This is a genomic window from Lentzea sp. (genome assembly GCF_036380075.1).
Classification (GTDB): Bacteria; Actinomycetota; Actinomycetes; order Mycobacteriales; family Pseudonocardiaceae; genus Lentzea.
On the sequence record NZ_DASVFL010000100.1, the window covers coordinates 81,105 to 97,859 of the forward strand.

At 71.5% G+C, this 16,755-nt stretch carries 18 protein-coding genes and 1 pseudogene; 12 read left to right on the top strand and 7 right to left on the bottom strand.

Features of this window, described 5'->3' with window-relative positions; all coding sequences use genetic code 11:
* Positions 1-22 precede the first annotated feature (22 nt).
* Positions 23-1,792, top strand: a complete 1,770-nt coding sequence (gene ggt, locus VF330_RS12205; protein ID WP_330851658.1) for a gamma-glutamyltransferase — start codon at positions 23-25, stop codon at positions 1,790-1,792.
* 13 nt (positions 1,793-1,805) lie between these two features.
* On the opposite strand, the gene VF330_RS12210 is transcribed toward ggt, so the two are convergent.
* From VF330_RS12210 to VF330_RS12220, 3 genes are read right to left on the bottom strand one after another with little or no spacing between them, the layout of a single operon-like run.
* Positions 1,806-2,324 (bottom strand): DUF664 domain-containing protein, encoded by a 519-nt coding sequence (locus tag VF330_RS12210; RefSeq protein WP_330851659.1) that lies wholly within the window; start codon positions 2,322-2,324, stop codon positions 1,806-1,808.
* A gap of 10 nt (positions 2,325-2,334) precedes the next feature.
* On the bottom strand, positions 2,335-3,462 hold the full coding sequence (locus VF330_RS12215) for a hypothetical protein (RefSeq protein WP_330851660.1): 1,128 nt from the start codon (positions 3,460-3,462) through the stop codon (positions 2,335-2,337).
* Positions 3,462-4,055: an RNA polymerase sigma factor gene (locus VF330_RS12220; protein ID WP_330851678.1), complete on the bottom strand. Its 594-nt coding sequence runs from the start codon at positions 4,053-4,055 to the stop codon at positions 3,462-3,464. Before VF330_RS12220 ends, VF330_RS12215 begins: the two co-directional genes overlap by 1 nt.
* Positions 4,056-4,184: 129 nt before the next feature.
* Between VF330_RS12220 and VF330_RS12225 the strand changes: the two genes are divergently transcribed.
* From VF330_RS12225 to VF330_RS12240, 4 genes are read left to right on the top strand one after another with little or no spacing between them, the layout of a single operon-like run.
* Positions 4,185-4,334 (top strand): hypothetical protein, encoded by a 150-nt coding sequence (locus tag VF330_RS12225; RefSeq protein WP_330851661.1) that lies wholly within the window; start codon positions 4,185-4,187, stop codon positions 4,332-4,334.
* A 47-nt stretch (positions 4,335-4,381) separates the two neighbouring features.
* On the top strand, positions 4,382-4,930 hold the full coding sequence (gene def, locus VF330_RS12230) for a peptide deformylase (RefSeq protein WP_330851662.1): 549 nt from the start codon (positions 4,382-4,384) through the stop codon (positions 4,928-4,930).
* A 2-nt stretch (positions 4,931-4,932) separates the two neighbouring features.
* Positions 4,933-5,859, top strand: a complete 927-nt coding sequence (gene fmt, locus VF330_RS12235) for a methionyl-tRNA formyltransferase (protein ID WP_330851663.1) — start codon at positions 4,933-4,935, stop codon at positions 5,857-5,859.
* 58 nt (positions 5,860-5,917) lie between these two features.
* Positions 5,918-7,354, top strand: coding sequence for an RsmB/NOP family class I SAM-dependent RNA methyltransferase (locus VF330_RS12240; protein ID WP_330851664.1), 1,437 nt, complete (start codon positions 5,918-5,920; stop codon positions 7,352-7,354).
* 214 nt (positions 7,355-7,568) lie between these two features.
* Here VF330_RS12240 and VF330_RS12245 read toward each other — a convergent pair whose 3' ends face one another.
* Complete coding sequence (locus VF330_RS12245) at positions 7,569-8,564, bottom strand: hypothetical protein (protein WP_330851665.1); 996 nt, start codon at positions 8,562-8,564, stop codon at positions 7,569-7,571.
* 87 nt (positions 8,565-8,651) lie between these two features.
* On the opposite strand from VF330_RS12245, the gene VF330_RS12250 reads away from it, so the two are divergent.
* Genes VF330_RS12250 through VF330_RS12280 form a run of 7 tightly spaced genes read left to right on the top strand, consistent with a single transcriptional unit; the run spans position 8,652 to position 13,643 of the window.
* Positions 8,652-9,152 (top strand): flavoprotein, encoded by a 501-nt coding sequence (locus VF330_RS12250; RefSeq protein ID WP_330851666.1) that lies wholly within the window; start codon positions 8,652-8,654, stop codon positions 9,150-9,152.
* 26 nt (positions 9,153-9,178) lie between these two features.
* On the top strand, positions 9,179-9,838 hold the full coding sequence (gene rpe, locus VF330_RS12255; protein ID WP_414675371.1) for a ribulose-phosphate 3-epimerase: 660 nt from the start codon (positions 9,179-9,181) through the stop codon (positions 9,836-9,838).
* Between the two features lie 14 nt (positions 9,839-9,852).
* Positions 9,853-10,836 (top strand): bifunctional diaminohydroxyphosphoribosylaminopyrimidine deaminase/5-amino-6-(5-phosphoribosylamino)uracil reductase RibD, encoded by a 984-nt coding sequence (gene ribD / locus VF330_RS12260; RefSeq protein WP_330851679.1) that lies wholly within the window; start codon positions 9,853-9,855, stop codon positions 10,834-10,836.
* Positions 10,837-10,844: 8 nt separating this feature from the next.
* Complete coding sequence (locus VF330_RS12265; protein WP_330851668.1) at positions 10,845-11,465, top strand: riboflavin synthase; 621 nt, start codon at positions 10,845-10,847, stop codon at positions 11,463-11,465.
* Complete coding sequence (locus VF330_RS12270) at positions 11,462-12,724, top strand: bifunctional 3,4-dihydroxy-2-butanone-4-phosphate synthase/GTP cyclohydrolase II (protein WP_330851669.1); 1,263 nt, start codon at positions 11,462-11,464, stop codon at positions 12,722-12,724. The genes VF330_RS12265 and VF330_RS12270 overlap by 4 nt, the downstream gene beginning before the upstream one ends.
* Positions 12,721-13,218 carry a 6,7-dimethyl-8-ribityllumazine synthase gene (gene ribH, locus VF330_RS12275; RefSeq protein ID WP_236219976.1) on the top strand — a complete coding sequence of 166 codons (498 nt, stop codon included), beginning with the start codon at positions 12,721-12,723 and terminating at the stop codon, positions 13,216-13,218. The genes VF330_RS12270 and ribH overlap by 4 nt, the downstream gene beginning before the upstream one ends.
* Positions 13,215-13,643: a PH domain-containing protein gene (locus VF330_RS12280; protein WP_330851670.1), complete on the top strand. Its 429-nt coding sequence runs from the start codon at positions 13,215-13,217 to the stop codon at positions 13,641-13,643. The genes ribH and VF330_RS12280 overlap by 4 nt, the downstream gene beginning before the upstream one ends.
* Here VF330_RS12280 and VF330_RS12285 read toward each other — a convergent pair whose 3' ends face one another.
* The 3 genes and pseudogenes from VF330_RS12285 to acnA form a co-directional block, all read right to left on the bottom strand.
* Positions 13,644-14,069 (bottom strand): DUF1761 domain-containing protein, encoded by a 426-nt coding sequence (locus VF330_RS12285; RefSeq protein WP_330851671.1) that lies wholly within the window; start codon positions 14,067-14,069, stop codon positions 13,644-13,646. It abuts the gene before it with no gap.
* A 133-nt stretch (positions 14,070-14,202) separates the two neighbouring features.
* Positions 14,203-15,912: a VWA domain-containing protein gene (locus VF330_RS12290; protein ID WP_330851672.1), complete on the bottom strand. Its 1,710-nt coding sequence runs from the start codon at positions 15,910-15,912 to the stop codon at positions 14,203-14,205.
* Between the two features lie 176 nt (positions 15,913-16,088).
* Positions 16,089-16,755 (bottom strand): annotated as a pseudogene (acnA, locus tag VF330_RS12295) (aconitate hydratase); the annotation flags it as partial.

A 16,755-nucleotide genomic window follows, 5' to 3' on the forward strand; every position in this document is an offset into this window, starting at 1 on the left:
GCAACGGAGTAGAAGTCTTCGCATGTCGCGAACGGTTGCCGTTTTGACGCTCTCCGTCGTACTGGTCGTTCCTGCGCAGGCAGGAGCGGCGGAAACACCACCGCGCGTACCCGAACAGACCGGCTGGGGCGGCGCGGTCACCAGCGTCGACCCCGACGCGTCCCAGATCGGCATCGACGTCCTGCGCCGCGGCGGCAACGCCGTCGACGCCGCCGTCGCCACGGCCGCCGCGCTCGGCGTCACCGACCCGTTCTCCGCGGGCATCGGCGGCGGCGGGTTCCTCGTCCACTACGACGCCCGCACCGGTCGCGTGTCCACTCTGGACGGCCGCGAGACGGCGCCGCGCTCCGCCACCGAGCAGCTCTTCGTCGAGAACGGCAAGCCGTTGCCGTTCGCCGAGGCGATGACGAGCGGCCTGTCCGTCGGCGTCCCCGGCACGCCCAAGACGTGGCAGGTCGCGCTGCGCAAGTGGGGCACGCTGAACCTGCGCGAGGCCATGGCGCCCGCGGAAGCCTTGGCACGGCGCGGTTTCGTCGTCGACCAGACGTTCAACACGCAGATCGCGAACAACGCCGCGCGGTTCGCCGACTTCACCTCGACCCGCGACCTCTACCTGCCCGGCGGGCAGCCTCCCGCGGTCGGCAGCACGTTCCGCAACCCGCAGCTCGCCGACACCTACCGCGAGCTGGCCCGCACCGAGCTCGCGTCCCTCTACGGCGGCGCGGTCGGCCGCGACCTGGTCAACGCCGTCCGCAAACCCCCGGTGGTGCCGGGCTCGACGCGCACCGTCCGCGCCGGCGACCTCAAGATCTCCGACCTGACGCGCTACCAGGTCGAACGCCGCGACCCGACGCGCACGAGCTACCGCGGTCTCGACGTCTACGGCATGGCCGCGCCGTCGTCCGGCGGCACGACCGTCGGCGAGGCGCTCAACATCCTCGAGTCGACCGACCTGGCGAAGGCCTCCGACGTCGAGTACCTGCACCGCTTCATCGAGTCGACGAAGCTCTCCTTCGCCGACCGCACGCGCTGGGTCGGCGACCCGGCCTTCACCCGCGTGCCGACCGAGGGCCTGCTGTCGCAGAAGTTCGCCGACAGCCGCGCGTGCCTGATCAAGCCGGACGCCGTGCTGCCCGCCCCGCAGCCCGCCGCCGACCCGCGGAACCCGCAGCCGTGCCAGGCCACCGCCGGTCTCTCGCCGCTGCGCGAGGACGCCGAACGCACCACGCACCTCACCGTCGCCGACCGCTGGGGCAACGTCGTCTCCTACACCCTGACCATCGAGGCCGAGGGAGGCAGCGGCATCGTGGTGCCCGGCCGCGGCTTCCTGCTGAACAACGAGCTCACCGACTTCGAGTTCGTCGCCCCCACCCCCGGCGTCCCGCACCCGAACCTCCCCGGCCCCGGCAAGCGCCCGCGGTCGTCGATGGCGCCCACCATCGTCCTCGACCACGGCAAGGTCGTGCTGGCCGTCGGCTCACCGGGCGGCGCCACCATCATCACCACGGTCACGCAGATCCTGACCGGGCGCCTGGACCGCAAGCTGTCCCTGCTCGACGCCGTGGCGGCTCCGCGCGCCTCCCAGGGCAACGCCGCGACGACGCCGGCCGAGGCGGAGTTCCTCGCCGCCGCGACGACCGCGGGCCTGCAGGCCATCGGCCACCGGTTCAGCCAGAACGCCGAGATCGGCGCGGCGACCGCCATCGAACGCACCCCCGACGGCCGCTGGCGCGCGGTCGCCGAACCGACCCGCCGCGGAGGTGGTGCCGCCCGCGTGGTGAAGGTGGGCTGACGTCGCCGGCCCCCTACTTGTTCGTGCGTCCGTCGATGCGCTCGCGCAGGAGGTCGGCGTGGCCGTTGTGCTGCGCGTACTCCTCGATCAGGTGGAGGTAGAGCCAGCGCACCGACATGTCTCCCACCCGCTCGTGCACGAAGGTGTCGTCCAGGGCCCGCGTGGCAGCCGCCGCGCGGGCCTCGGCCATCTCGGCGACCAGCTCCACGTACTCGGTCTCGGCCCTGGCGGGGTCGAGGTCCTCGAACTCGGGGTCCCGGTCGCCCTGCGCGCGGTAGCGGGCCTGGACGTCCTGGCCCGCGAGCCGGACGCGGAACCAGACGCGTTCGACGTCGCCGAGGTGGCGGATCAGGCCCAGCAGGCTCAGGTTCGACGGCTCCGCGGAGACCGCGGCGAGCTGCTCGCCGGTGAGGCCGGCGCAGTTCCGCAGGAACATCGCCCGGTGGCGGTCGAGCAGCGCCTCCAGCATCGGCCGCTCGTCTCCGAGGACCGGTTCGTCGGTCAGTTCCACTTCCGGTGCTGTCCACGTCATGGAGTCATGATCAGCGCATCATGTCCTCCCGCACGACCTCTTTGAACGCGTTGCGCGCGACGACTCCCAGTTCGGGCCTTCCGGTGCTGGTCTGCCTCGTGACTGGGACGGTGGCGATGAAGAAGCCGTCGGACACGTCGGCGACGGCCACGCGGACGTTCTCGTCGTAGAGCTCGACGGTCCTCGCGCTCCGCTCGGTCAGCCCCACGAAGGTGTAGTCCGACCCGACGAGGAACCCGCTGAACATCAGCGTCCTGGGCGAGTGGGCGGAGAAGGAGTTGTCCTCGGACAACACGTCGGCGCCGAGCGAGGAGAAGGAGCAGATCCCCCACCCCCGGTGGCTGCGGTGGGCCACCAGCGCCCCGTTGACCCCGCCGGTGTCGGTGGTCATCAGCGGTTCCCACCCGGTCAGCTCACCCGCCGGGCGACCGTGGGTGAAGGAGTTGTCAATGCACCTGGCCAGGAGGTTCACCGGGGTGCGGGGGTTGCTGTCACCGCTCTCGAAGCTGTCGACCGCCGTGGCCGGCTCCGGGGCGGTGCCCGCCGGCACGGGGACCGTGCGGTCGTCGAAGACCATCTCGGTGACCCCGGTGCCGGCCGGGCTGTAGGTGACGAAGAAGTCCTGGGTGACCACGGACGCGGTGGAGCCGCGGTCGGCTTGACCAGGGGCGATCTCACGCGCCACGACGTTGCGGGTGCCGAGCGGAGGCACGCCCGCGGTGATGTTCTCGGAGCGGAAGACGAGGGAGCCGGCTGCCAGCGGGAGCGGGCGCGCGCCGGGTTTCATGACGATCGCCTTGGAACCGGTCAGGACGCAGAAGCGGCCGTCGTCCCCGGCGAGGACCTTGTGCAGACCGAAGACCACCATCCTGGAGGAGGCCCAGCCGGGCGCGCCCAGCGCGGCCCGGCACCGGTCGACGTCCTGGCCGGACGGGCTGACGACGCGGCTCGCCGCCGGTCCGGCGTCGCGGAGCGCCTGCTGGGTGGCGGTGACGCCGCCCGCGACGAGCAGCGCCACGCCCGCGGCCACCGCCAGTGGCGTGCGGGAGCGGCGGGGACGGAACTCGGCGGTGCTCGGGCGCATCCGCTCCTTGACGTCGGCGGGAAGTGCGCGGCGAGGCGGCATCTCGATGGTCATCACCACACCTCCGGGGTGTCGTCGGTCAGTTGCTTGCGCAGCCGGGTGCGGGCACGCGAGATGCGCGAGCGGACGCTCACCTCGGCCACGCCCAGCGCCTGGGCGGCCTCCGCGGTCGTCAGCTCGCCGAGCAGGACCAGCTCCACGGCCTCGCGTTCGGCGCGCGGGAGCCGTTCGACCGCCTCCAGCACCTGGCGCAGGCGGTTCTCGACGTCGACGGACGACGCGACCTCGTCGGCGTGGTCGCGCTCCACGTCGTGCCTCGGGACCCGGTGCAGCAGCCGGCTGAACCTGGCCCTGCGGCGGTACTCGGACCGCGCCAGGTTGCCCGCGACGGTGAACAGCCACGGCAGCGCGCTGTCCCGCACCAGGGTCATCTGGGCGCGGCGGCGCCAGGCCGTCAGGAACGTCGCCGACGTCAGGTCCTCGGCCGTCGACCACGACGCGGTCAGCCGGTAGGCGTGGTTCCACACCGCCTCGGCGTACCGGTCGTACAGCTCGCCGAACGCCCGCTCGTCTCCCCGCGCCCACAGCTCGGCGTCCGGAGGGGCGTCGTCGGGCACGGTGACCGTCCCCTCCCGGCTCGGTCGCATCAGCCTCATGACCTGGAGGTGTCCACCTTCCGGACGACCGTTGCACCCGATCTTCCTACCTCGGGCCGATACGAGGTCAAGACCGCGAGCCGATGTGCGCTGACCTGGGCGAACGGCACAGTGGACACCATGACGACCACCACTGTCCCCCATGCCCCGGCAGCCCACCTCGACTTCCACGCGCTGCTGCGGCCGGTGCTGACGGCCCTGCGCTTCACCGGCCACTTCCTCGTGGCGCTGGCAGGCGTGATCTTCCTCGGCAGCGCGTCCGAGCACTGACCGCGCTGCTCGTAGACTGGCCTCCAGTCCACCACGAGGAGCACTGCGTGACCGTCCAACCCATCCGCCTGTTCGGCGACCCGGTGCTGCGCACCCGCGCCGTCGAGGTCGTCGACTTCGACAAGGAACTGCGCACCCTGGTCAAGGACCTGTGGGACTCGATGCAGGACGCGGCCGGAGCGGGACTCGCCGCACCTCAACTGGGCGTGGGACTTCGCGTGTTCACCTACCACTGCGACGGCTTCGCGGGACACCTCGTCAACCCCACGTGGGAGGTAGTCGGCGAGGAGACGCAGGAAGGCCCCGAGGGCTGCCTGTCCATCCCCGGCATGCAGTGGGACTGCAAGCGCCACCTGCACGTCGTGGCCAAGGGCTGGAACATGCACGGCGAGCCGGTCGAGGTCGAGGGCACCGAGACCCTGGCGCGCTGCATCCAGCACGAGACCGACCACCTCGACGGTGTGCTGTTCCTCGACCGCCTCGACACCGAGACGCGCAAGCAGGCGATGAAGGAGATCCGGCGCGCCGACTGGTTCGACGGTGCGGTCCCCGCCTTGAAGCAGAGCCCCCACCCCCTCTTCGGCAGGTCGAGCTGACCATGCGCCTCGTGTTCGCCGGCACGCCCGAGGCCGCTCTTCCCTCGCTGCGCGCCTTCATCGACTCCCCGCACCACGACGTCGTCGCCGTGGTCACCCGCCCCGACGCCCCCTCCGGCCGCGGCCGCCGGCTCGAGCGCTCCCCGGTGGCCGCGCTCGCCGACGAGCACGGCATCGAGGTGCTGACGCCCGCGAAGGCGGGCGACCCCGACTTCCTCGACCGCCTGCGCGCGCTGGAACCCGACGTCTGCCCGGTCGTCGCCTACGGCAACCTGCTGCCGCAGCGCACGCTGGACATCCCGAAGCACGGCTGGGTCAACCTCCACTTCTCCGTGCTGCCCGCGTGGCGCGGTGCCGCGCCGGTGCAGGCCGCCGTCCGCAACGGCGACGACATCACCGGCGCCTCGACGTTCCGCATCGTCAAGGAGCTCGACGCGGGCCCGGTGTTCGGCGTCGTGACCGAGAAGGTGCGCGACCGCGACACCTCCGGCGACCTGCTCACCCGCCTCGCGATCTCCGGCGCGGACCTCCTCCTGTCCACTGTGGATGGCATCGGGAACGGCACGCTGCGCGCCGTGGAGCAGCCCTCCGACGGCGTCAGCTACGCCCCGAAGATCAGCGTCGAGGACGCGCGCCTCGACTTCACCACGCCCGCCGCGGCGGTGGACCGCCTGGCGCGCGCCGTGACGCCGGAACCCGGCGCGTGGGCCGAGTTCCGCGGCGAACGCCTGAAGCTCGGCCCCGTCACGCCCGTGGACGACGTGACGCTGCCCGCGGGCGAGGTGCTCGTCGAACGCAAGCGCGTGCTCGTGGGCACGGCGACCACCGCCGTGGCCCTCGGCGAGGTCCAGGCGCAGGGCAAGAAGCGCATGGCCGCCACCGACTGGGCACGCGGCGTCCGCGTCGAGGCGGGGGAGCGCGTCGTATGAGGTGTTCACCTCCTTTCCGTGTCGTCGCAGGAGAACTCGAAGTAGTGGAGTACAACGCATGACCGACCACTCGCGAGGCGCCTCCAAACCGTCGCGTCCCCGCCGGCCGCACCCGCCGCGCCGGCGCACCGGTCCCGCCCGGCCGCCCGTGGAGGACCCGGCCCGCCTCGCCGCGCTGGAGACGCTGCGAGCCGTGCGGCAACGCGACGCCTACGCGAACCTCGTGCTGCCGCAGATGCTGCGCGACCGCCGCATCACCGGCCGCGACGCGGCCCTCGCCACCGAGCTCGCCTACGGCGCGGCGCGCGCCCAGGGACTGCTCGACGCCGTCATCGAGGCGTGCTCCGACCGCCCCCTGTCCGAAGTGGACGGGTCGGCGCTCGACGCGTTGCGGCTCGGCACGTACCAGCTGCTGCGCACCCGCATCCCGTCGCACGCCGCGGTCGCCTCGACCGTCGACCTCGTCCGCGCCGAGCTCGGCTCCGGCATCGCGGGCTTCGTCAACGCCGTCCTGCGCCGGGTCGCGGAGCAGGACGAGGCGGCGTGGGTCGACGAGCTCGCGCCCGACCCGGACACCGACCCGATCGGCAACCTCGCCTTCACCCACGCCCACCCGCGCTGGATCGCGCAGGCGTTCGCGGAGGCCCTCGGCAGCCGCGACGAGCCGTTGAAGCTCGCCCTGGAAGCCGACGACGCCCGGCCGGCCGTGCACCTGGTGGCACGCCCCGGCGAGGTGAGCGCCGACGAGCTCGCCGCCATCACCGGCGGCGACGTGGCGCCGTACTCGCCCTACGGCGTGCACCTGGAAGCAGGGGCGGGCGACCCGGGCGATCTCGAGCCCGTCCGGGAACGCCTCGCCAACGTGCAGGACGAGGGCAGCCAGCTGTGCGCCGTGGCACTCACGCGTGCGCCTCTGGAAGGCACCGACGACCGCTGGCTGGACCTCTGCGCCGGTCCTGGCGGGAAGGCCGCCCTGCTGGCCGCACTGGTCGGCCTCGACGGTGGCGAACTCATCGCCGTCGAGAAGGCACCCCACCGCGCCGAGCTCGTGCGCAAGATCACCTCAGGCCTGCCGGTGACCGTGCACGTGGCCGACGGCCGCGAGACCGACTTCGTCGAAGGGGCGTTCGACCGCGTGCTGGTCGACGCGCCCTGCACCGGTCTCGGTGCACTGCGCAGGCGCCCGGAGGCGCGGTGGAGGCGCCAGCCCGCCGACGTCGGCACGCTCACGAAGCTGCAGCGGGAGCTGCTCACCGAGGCGTTGCGACTGGTGCGTCCTGGCGGCGTCGTGGCTTATGTCGTGTGCTCACCTCATCTCTCGGAGACCGTCGGGATCGTGACGGACGTCGCCCGGCGGACCGGGGCCGAGGTGCTGGACACCCGCGAGCTCCTCCCCGGAGTTCCGGACCTCGGGGACGGGCCGCACGTGCAGCTCTGGCCGCACCTGCACGGAACCGACGCGATGTTCTGCCAGGTGCTGCGACGCCCTGTCTGAGCGCTCGGGAACGACGTTAGCGACGGGGTCCGACACTGCCGGGCCCCATCGTCGTTCCTGGGGCACAACGGGATCGGGGTTCACCGGTTCGGGTGACGGCGCACGCCTGTATAGACGAGCGCGTCGTCCGCCCCAGGCGAGAGTCCTGTGTGGACACCCAGTCGAGGGGCACGAAGGCCGGACGGGCGAAGAGCACCCACCCGGCCCGTTCGCATCAGGCGCTCAGCACGTGCAACGTCGCCGGAGAGCCGAACCGGTTGCCCACCGCGTACAGCCAGCGGCCGCCGGGACCCCACGCCAGGCTCGCCTGGTGCAGGTGCGGCACCTCGTACGCGCGGGACTGGTCGAGCGACCCCGCCGGGTAGATGCGCACGGACGTGTCGCTGTTGACGCCCGCGGCCAGAGCACCGGAGTCGGCGCTCGTCGCCACCGCCACCGGGTACGGGCCGGTGTTGTAGCTGCCGCGCACGGCGAGGGTGTCGCTCGTGTACGACTGGATCTGGTACGGCGCGCCACCGGCCACGTGGACCTGGCTGCCGTCCTTCGAGAACTCGACGTCGGCCAGGTTGCTGCCGGCGTCACGCGACGCCTGGAGCACCAGGCCGTCGCCCTCCTCGCGCAGCACCCGCAGGTCGGACGGCGACAGGCTCGGCTGGCCCGCCGCCAGCAGACCGGGCCTGGCCGGGGACGTCGCGAGCTGCCGCGGGCTGTAGTGGCCGAACGCGAGGCCCGTGCGGGCGCCGGTGCCGTCCAGGCCGACGCGGCCGATGCCCGCACCCCAGGTGGTGCAGCCGTAGCTGAAGTACAGGCGGTTACTGGTGATCGCCAGGTCGGACGGGCACACCTCGCCGACCGGGTAGCGCGTCCGTTCGGTGAGCGTGAGCGTGTCCACGGCGGCGATCGCGCCGAACTGGGACAGGGCCACGAACACCGTGCCGCCGTCCGGGCTCAGCGCCAGACCCGTGGCGCCGGGCAGGTTGGACAGCTTCGCGACCGCGTTGCCGGACAGGTCCGTGACGGCCACGGCGTTGTCCAGCTTGCTGCTCACGAAGACGTGGCCGAGCGTCGGGTCGACGGCGATGTCCGAGAACGACGTCAGCGCCAGGTCGACGGTGTGCTGCGGCGGTTCGGCCACAGCGGGCAGGGCGGTGGCCGCTATCAGGGCGGCCGTCATCGCGGTGGCGGTGAGCCACCGGTTCAGCTTGCGCATCTTGCTCCCCTCAGTGCGCGGGCGAACACCCGCGGTGGGGACGCTATCGGCGAGGTCTGACATTTCGGACCGCCTACCATCGCAGCGGTGACGACGCGTGGGTTGCTCGGGTTGGTCGCCTCCGGATGCGGCGGCGTCGAGACGTGGTTCCGGACGGAGCTCGCCGAACCGGCGGTGCGCCGGGGCTGGCAGCTCGTCATCACGCTGACGCCCGCCGTCGTGCCGTGGTTCGAGGAGGCCGGCGAGCTCGGCAAGCTCCAGGCCCTCAGCGACTACCCGATCCGCTGGGAGCCGCGCATGCCCAGCCAGCCCAAGCCCCACCCGGCGCCCGACGCGTTCGTCTTCGCGCCCGCCAGCGCCAACTCCGTGGCCAAGCTGGCGCTCGGCATCGGCGACAACCAGGCGCTGACCGCCCTGAACGAGGCGATGGGCGTCGAGAACTGCAAGGTCGTCGTGATGCCCCAGGCCAACGCCGACAAGCGCCGTCACCCGATGTGGGAGACGCACGTCACGACCCTCACCGGTGCGGGTGTCGTCGTGGTCACCGACGTGGCTCCCGGCAGGCTGCTCGACCTGCTGGACACCTAGACTTCACCCTCGTGGTCCACACGCCGATGATCGCCCCCAGCATCCTGTCCGCCGACTTCGCGCGCCTCGCCGACGAGCTCGCGTCGGTGCCCACGTCGGACTGGATCCACGTCGACGTCATGGACAACCACTTCGTGCCGAACCTGACGCTCGGCCTGCCCGTGGTGAAGTCGCTGCTGAAGGTCACCGACATCCCGGTCGACTGCCACCTCATGATCGAGGACCCGGACCGCTGGGCGATCGGGTACGCCGAGGCGGGCGCGTACAACGTGACCGTCCACGTCGAGGCCGCGAACGACCCGGTGAAGCTCGCCAAGGACCTCAGGGCCGCGGGCAGCAAGGCCGGCCTGAGCATCAAGCCGGGCACGCCGCTGGAGCCCTACGTCGAGGTCCTCAAGCACTACGACACGCTGCTCGTCATGTCGGTCGAGCCCGGCTTCGGCGGCCAGAGCTTCATGGCCGAGGTGCTCGACAAGGTCCGCCAGGCCCGCCACCTCGTCGACACCGGCCACCTGAAGCTGCTCGTCGAGATCGACGGCGGCATCAACGCCGACACGATCGAGCAGGCCGCGCAGGCCGGTGTGGACTGCTTCGTCGCCGGGTCCGCCGTGTACGACGCCGCCGACCCCGCCAAGGCCGTCGAGGCACTGCGCGCCCAGGCCGCCCAGGCAGCCGGTACGCGGTGACTCCCGAGGACGCGATGCGCCTCGCCATCGCGGAGAGCGAGCGGGTGCGGGGCACCACGAGCCCCAACCCGCCGGTCGGGTGCGTCGTCCTGGACCGGAACGGCGAAGCGGTCGGGTTCGGCGCCACGCAACCGGTCGGTGGCCCGCACGCCGAGGTCATGGCCCTCAAACAAGCCGGTGCCAGAGCACAGGGCGGCACGGCCGTGGTCACCCTCGAGCCGTGTGCGCACTACGGCCGTACGCCGCCGTGCACCGAAGCGCTCCGCGAAGCCGGCATCGAGCACGTCGTCCACGCCGTCAGCGACCCCAACCCGCGGGCGGCGGGCGGCGCGAAGGTCCTCACCGACTCCGGCATCACGGTCGAAAGCGGTCTGCTGGAACGGGAAGTCAGCCGGGGCCCTCTCCGCGCGTGGCTGCACTACGCGCGCACGGGCCGTCCCCACGTCACGTGGAAGTACGCGGCGTCGCTGGACGGACGGACCGCGGCGCAGGACGGCACCAGTCAGTGGATCAGCTCGGAGACCTCCCGCGCGGAGGTGCACGACCAGCGCGCGAAGCTGGACGCCATCATCGTGGGCAGCGGCACGGTCCGGAAGGACGACCCCGCGCTCACGGCCAGGGACGCGGGAGGAATTCCGCTGGCCCGCCAGCCGTTGCCGGTGGTCGTGGGCATGAGCGACCTGCCGGCCGGGGCCAAGCTCCGGCACACCGCGCTGCACCTGCGCACGCGCGTCCCGGACGAGGTCCTGGACGCGCTCGCCGCGAGGGGAGTGGTCGACGTGCTGCTGGAAGGCGGTCCCACGCTGGCCGGCGCGTTCATCGGCGCCGGCAGGGTCGACCGCGTGCTCGCCTACATCGCGCCCGCGCTGCTCGGGGACGGTCCCGCGGCGGTGCTGGGGGCAGGCGTGTCAACCATCACGGACGCTGTCCGGTTGACCGTCGAAGACGTCACCATGAGCGGGCCGGACGTGCGGATCAGCGCGGTTCCGCGAACTTAGGAGGAGCGGTGTTCACCGGGATCGTCGAGGAACTCGGCCACGTCGTCGCGACGGAGGACCTGCCCGACGCGGCACGGATCCGCGTCGCGGGCCCGATCGTGACCAGCGACGCCAAGCACGGCGACTCCATCGCGGTGAACGGCGTCTGCCTCACCGTCGTGGAGGTCGCGGACGGCACCTTCACCGCCGACGTGATGCGCGAGACGCTCGTGCGCAGCAGCCTCGCGGGGGTCGCCGAGGGCGACCGGGTCAACCTGGAGCGCGCGGCCGCGGTCGGCCAGCGCCTCGGCGGCCACATCGTGCAGGGCCACGTCGACGGCACGGGCACGGTCCTCGCGCGGGAGAAGGCCGAGCACTGGGAGATGGTCCACATCGGACTTCCGCCCGCACTCTCGCGCTACGTCGTCGAGAAGGGCTCCATCACGGTCGACGGGGTCTCGCTGACGGTCGTGTCCGTCTCCGAGGACCAGTTCACCGTGAGCCTGATCCCGACGACCCTCGAACTCACCACGCTCGGCCACCGCGCGCCGGGCGCCGTGGTGAACCTGGAGGTCGACGTGCTGGCGAAGTACGTCGAACGACTGGCGATCCCGCACCTGCGGGCCATCGCGGGCGAGGAGGCCCAGTGAGCACGGAGTACGCCGAGATCGAGCGCGCGATCAAGGACATCGCCGCCGGACGGCCCGTGGTCGTGGTCGACGACGAGGACCGCGAGAACGAGGGCGACCTGATCTTCGCCGCCGAGAAGGCGACGCCGGAGCTGCTCGCGTTCATGGTCCGCTACACGTCCGGGTACGTCTGCGTGGCGCTGACGGACTCCGACTGCGACCGCCTCGACCTGCCGCCGATGTACCACACGAACCAGGACCAGCGCGGCACCGCGTACACGGTCACCGTGGACGCCCGCGAGGGCATCAGCACCGGCATCTCGGCCGCCGACCGGGCGCGCACGATCCGGTTGCTGGCCGACCCGACCGCGAAGGCCACCGACTTCAACCGCCCGGGCCACGTGGTGCCGTTGCGCGCCAGGGACGGCGGCGTGCTGCGCCGCCCCGGTCACACCGAGGCCTCCGTCGACCTCGCGCGGCTCGCTGGCCTGTCGCCCGCCGGCGTGCTCTGCGAGATCGTGTCGCAGAAGGTCGAGGAGGACATGGCGCGCCGCGAGGAGCTGGAGGTGTTCGCGGCCGACCACGACCTCGCGCTGATCACGATCGCCGACCTCATCGCCTACCGCCGCCGCGTCGAGACCCAGGTCGAACGCGTCGCGGAGGCGCGGATCCCCACGGCGCACGGCGTGTTCCGGGCCGTGGGCTACGACAGCCTGCTCGACGGCATCGAGCACGTCGCGCTGGTGTACGGCGACATCGGCGACGGCGAGGACGTGCTGGTGCGCGTGCACTCCGAGTGCCTCACCGGCGACGTGTTCGGCTCGCTGCGCTGCGACTGCGGCCCCCAGCTCGACGCGGCACTGGAAGCCGTCGCGGCACAGGGACGGGGCGTCGTGCTGTACATGCGCGGTCACGAGGGCCGCGGCATCGGCCTGATGCACAAGCTGCAGGCCTACCAGCTGCAGGACCAGGGCGCGGACACCGTGGACGCGAACCTCGTGCAGGGCCTGCCGGCCGACGCGCGCGACTACGGCACGGGCGCGCAGATCCTCGTCGAGCTCGGCATCAAGTCCATGCGCCTGCTCACGAACAACCCGGCCAAGCGCGTCGGGCTGGAGGCCGGATACGGTCTCCGCGTGCTCGACCGGGTGCCGCTGCCGATCTCCCCGAACCCGGAGAACCTGCGGTACCTGCGCACCAAGCGCGACCGGATGGGCCACGAGCTGCACCAGCTGGAGCAGTACGAGGCCGTCGTTTCCGCTACGGAGGAACAGGAATGAGCGGCGAGGGCCGTCCAGAGCAGACGAAGCTCGACGGCAGGGGCCTGAGCGTCGCGATCGCGGCGACGCGCTGGCACACGAAGATCACCGACCAGCTCGTCGAGCGCGCGCTGAAGGCCGCCGAGGACGCGGGCTGCGTGGACACGACCGTCGTGCGCGTTGCGGGCGCCATCGAGCTGCCCGTCGTGGTGCAGGAGCTCGCGCGCCACCACGACGCCGTGGTCGCGCTGGGCGTGGTCATCCGCGGCGGCACCCCGCACTTCGAGTACGTCTGCGACTCGGTCACGGACGGCCTCACGCGCGTCGCCCTCGACGAGTCGACCCCGGTCGGCAACGGCGTGCTGACCACGAACACCGAGGAGCAGGCACTGGCCCGCGCCGGCCTGCCGGACTCGGTGGAGGACAAGGGCTACGAGGCGACCGTCGCCGCGATCGACACCGCCCTGGTGCTGCGCGGCCTGCGTCAGCCGTGGACCGAGCGAGGTTTCGAATGACCCGGATCGTCTTGCGCCCGAAGAAGATCCGCCGTGTCGCGTGGGCGTGCGCGGTCGGTCTGGTCGTCGTGTTCACGGTGGTGGGCCTGCTGCTCGGCAACACCCCGACCGGCGTGATCTTCCGGACCTCCGACCAGGTCGCCATGATCCTGCTGGGCTTCCTGCTCGCGGGCGGTGTGCTGCTGCTGACGCGTCCGCGCGTCACGGCCGACGCCGAGGGTGTGGACGTGCGCAACGTCGTGACGTCGCACCACTACGACTGGAAGGACGTGCTCTCGGTCAGCTTCCCCGACGGCGCCGCGTGGGCCCGTCTGGAGCTGCCGGAGGACGAGTACGTCAGCGTTATGGCTGTGCAGGCCGTCGACCGCGAGTACGCCGTGTCATCGGTGCGTGCGTTGCGCGAACTGCACAAGGCAGCGCACTAGTCAGGTCCACTGGCCGAGGATCGCTCCCGCGAGCGCGAGGCCGACGACGTGGTAGCCCGCCCCGATGGCCGCGAAGGTCAGCGGGGCGGGCTTCGTCATGTCGTAGGACCCCGTCACGAACCGGACCGGCAACGCGATGCCGACACCGATGACGAGCCCCAGCAGGATGCCCTCCATGATGGTGTCGGTGTCCGACGCGGCCCCGATCATCGCCGTGACGAGCGTGAGCACGAAACAGGTGGCCAGCGGCACGACGAAGACGGCGGGACTCGTCTTCTCCGGCTTGTTGAGGTCCCAGCCGGACGCCCGCTGGTAGGCCCTGCCGAAGGCGTACTCCGCGTACCACACCGTTCCCAGGGCGAAGTAGGCGATCGCAGCCACGACGACGGCCACCCAGTTCAGGTCGCCCAGCACGCTCAAGCTCATCAGGTTCTCCCGCGGTGATCAGGGTGACTTGGCATCGCGGAGCGACAGTTAGGTGTTACCGGTGGTTCGGGTTTCGGCATCACGATGACGAATGGACCGCCCGTCCCCCCGAGAACGGGCGGTCCACCTCACGTCACTTCGGCGGTGGCGGGACGTTGCACCGCACGGGCGCCGACTCGTTGCCGGACGCGTCCTTCGCGCTCACCAGGGCGTCACCCTTGATCGTGATCTTCCAGTCGATGTCACCGGTGCCGGGTTTCTGCGCCGGCGTCGCCCCCGGCGCCTGCACCAGCTTGATCTTGGTGCCGCTGGGGAAGCCGCCGAACACCGCGGTGCTCGCCGTGTCGCGGACGTAGATCCGCGGGTTCGGGTCGACGGCGTCGGTCGCGCTCAGCCGGTAGAACCCGTCCTCGTTGTTCGCGGGCGGGACGTTGCCGCCGCTCGGGTTGTTGGTCGGTGTGCACGTCACGACCGGTGGCGTGGTGTCCACCCAGTCCTTCGTGACGTCGTCGCACACCTCGGTCCCGTTGGCGTGCGTGAAGCAGCCGCGGATGGTGTCGGTGCCGAGGCCCGCGAGTCCCTGCGTGCCGGGATAGGTGAAGTCGGTCAGGCCGTCGGCAGCCGTCCTGCCGTTGCCCGCCGCTCCCGTGTTCGGGCCGGACAGCACGCTGAACGCGACACCGGTGCCGGGCACCGGGTCGCCGAAGTCGTCGGTGACCTTCGCGGTGACGGTGTGGGTCTGGCCGGGCGTGCCCAGCTCGTTCACCGCGTGCTCGGGCTCGACGTCGATGTGTGCCGCGCAGCCGTGCACCTTCACGGTCGGGTTGGGGAACGCGACGGCGTGGCCCTCCGTGTCGCTGTAGGCCACGGCGGGGTTCACGGCGAGCGTGCCACCACCGGCGGCGGGCAGGTGCGTGGCGGTGAACGTCAGCGTGACGCTCTCGGTGCGCAGCTCGCCGAGCGTCCACGTGAGCTGGTTGCCGCTCTGGGAGACGCTGCCCTTGGACACGGCGGCGCCGCTCACCGAGAACGCGGCCCCGACGGTGTCGACGACCTTCACGCCGGTCGCGGCCGGCACGACGATCGCCGCGCCGATGTTCGCGAAGATCTGCTGGAGCTGGGTGGAGTCCGGCGCGAAGAAGTAGTGCACGCCGTCGTCGGGGTCGGTCGTCCAGTCCCTGATCTCGTCCTGGAAGCCGGTCGTGCCCAGGCCGATGCCGAAGACCTCGGTGCCGGCGGCGCGGACGGCCGCGGCGGCGGGGCTCGCGTCACCGCCGACGGTGGTCTCGCCGTCCGTGATGATGATCATCTTCTTGGCGTTGCCCGGCACCGATCCGGCGAGCTGGGACTGGCCGGTCGTGAAGGCGTCGGAGTGGTTGGTGTTGCCTCCCGCCGACAGCGAGTCGATGGCCGATTTCACCGCCGCGGCGTCACCCGTCAGTCCGACGTCGACCGAGGCGCCGGCCGCGAAACTCGTCACGCCGACGCGCGACCCGTTGGCGATCACGCCGTTCAGGGAACCGTCGGTCGCCTGGTCGATGATGTCGACGAAAGACTTCGCCGCGGCTTTCAAATCGGCGATCGGTTGTCCCTGCATGCTGCCCGACCGGTCGAGCACGAGCTCGATGTCCGCCGGGTTGCCCGCGATTCCGGTCGCGGCCGTCAGTGTGACGGTCACCGGGACGCTGCCCCCGCACTGGATGTCGGTCGCGCCCAGCGACTTGTCGCCGGTCACGGTGCCGTCGGCCGCTGCTCCGGCCTGGCCGGCGAACGGAACGGTCATGGCCGCCACGAGCGTCACCACGGTGATCCCGGCTCTTCGTCTGAGTTTTCTCGCTTCCACTGGAATACCTCCTCTTGGCCCAATGGCGATGGGTCAGAAGAGGCTAAGCCCGGCTGAACCCGCTGGCGACGACATTCACCCGGGAGCAGCAGCGAAAAACGTTAGCCGCATTTATTCAACCGTGACGAAAGGCCCGCCCGGAACGTGTCCGGACGGGCCTTTCGCATTGATTGGTATTAGCTGCGGACCATCTTGCGCAGCACGTACTGCATGATGCCGCCGTTGCGGTAGTAGTCGGCCTCACCGGGGGTGTCGATGCGGACCACGGCGTCGAACTCGACCGTGCCGCCGTCGGCCTTGGTCGCGATGACCGTGACCGTCCGCGGGGTGTCGCCGTCGTTGAGCACGGTGACGCCGGTGACGTCGAAGGTCTCGGTGCCGTCCAGGCCGAGGGACGCCGCGTTCTCGCCCGCGGGGAACTGCAGCGGCAGCACGCCCATGCCGATCAGGTTCGAGCGGTGGATGCGCTCGAACGACTGGCACACCACGGCGCGGATGCCGAGCAGCAGCGAGCCCTTGGCCGCCCAGTCGCGCGAGGAGCCGGTGCCGTATTCCTTGCCGGCGAACACCACCAGCGGCACCTTGTCCTGCTTGTACTTCATCGCCGCGTCGTAGATCGGCATGCGCTGCTTCGACGGATAGTGCACGGTAACGCCGCCCTCGACGCCCGGCACCATCTGGTTCTTGATGCGGATATTGGCGAAGGTGCCGCGCATCATCACTTCGTGATTGCCGCGCCGCGTGCCGTACTGGTTGAAGTCCGCGGGCTTCACCTTGTGGTCGACAAGATACTGGCCCGCCGGAGAGGCGAGCTTGATCGAGCCGGCCGGCGAGATGTGGTCG

Bases quoted from the DNA above. Each gene is read 5' to 3' on its own strand.
- ggt (WP_330851658.1), top strand. From the start codon at position 23: ATGTCGCGAACGGTTGCCGTTTTGACGCTCTCCGTCGTACTGGTCGTT.
- VF330_RS12210 (WP_330851659.1), bottom strand. From the start codon at position 2,324: ATGACGTGGACAGCACCGGAAGTGGAACTGACCGACGAACCGGTCCTC.
- VF330_RS12215 (WP_330851660.1), bottom strand. From the start codon at position 3,462: ATGACCATCGAGATGCCGCCTCGCCGCGCACTTCCCGCCGACGTCAAG.
- VF330_RS12220 (WP_330851678.1), bottom strand. From the start codon at position 4,055: ATGCGACCGAGCCGGGAGGGGACGGTCACCGTGCCCGACGACGCCCCT.
- VF330_RS12225 (WP_330851661.1), top strand. From the start codon at position 4,185: ATGACGACCACCACTGTCCCCCATGCCCCGGCAGCCCACCTCGACTTC.
- fmt (WP_330851663.1), top strand. From the start codon at position 4,933: ATGCGCCTCGTGTTCGCCGGCACGCCCGAGGCCGCTCTTCCCTCGCTG.
- VF330_RS12240 (WP_330851664.1), top strand. From the start codon at position 5,918: ATGACCGACCACTCGCGAGGCGCCTCCAAACCGTCGCGTCCCCGCCGG.
- VF330_RS12245 (WP_330851665.1), bottom strand. From the start codon at position 8,564: ATGCGCAAGCTGAACCGGTGGCTCACCGCCACCGCGATGACGGCCGCC.
- rpe (WP_414675371.1), top strand. From the start codon at position 9,179: ATGATCGCCCCCAGCATCCTGTCCGCCGACTTCGCGCGCCTCGCCGAC.
- ribD (WP_330851679.1), top strand. From the start codon at position 9,853: ATGCGCCTCGCCATCGCGGAGAGCGAGCGGGTGCGGGGCACCACGAGC.
- ribH (WP_236219976.1), top strand. From the start codon at position 12,721: ATGAGCGGCGAGGGCCGTCCAGAGCAGACGAAGCTCGACGGCAGGGGC.
- VF330_RS12280 (WP_330851670.1), top strand. From the start codon at position 13,215: ATGACCCGGATCGTCTTGCGCCCGAAGAAGATCCGCCGTGTCGCGTGG.
- VF330_RS12285 (WP_330851671.1), bottom strand. From the start codon at position 14,069: ATGAGCTTGAGCGTGCTGGGCGACCTGAACTGGGTGGCCGTCGTCGTG.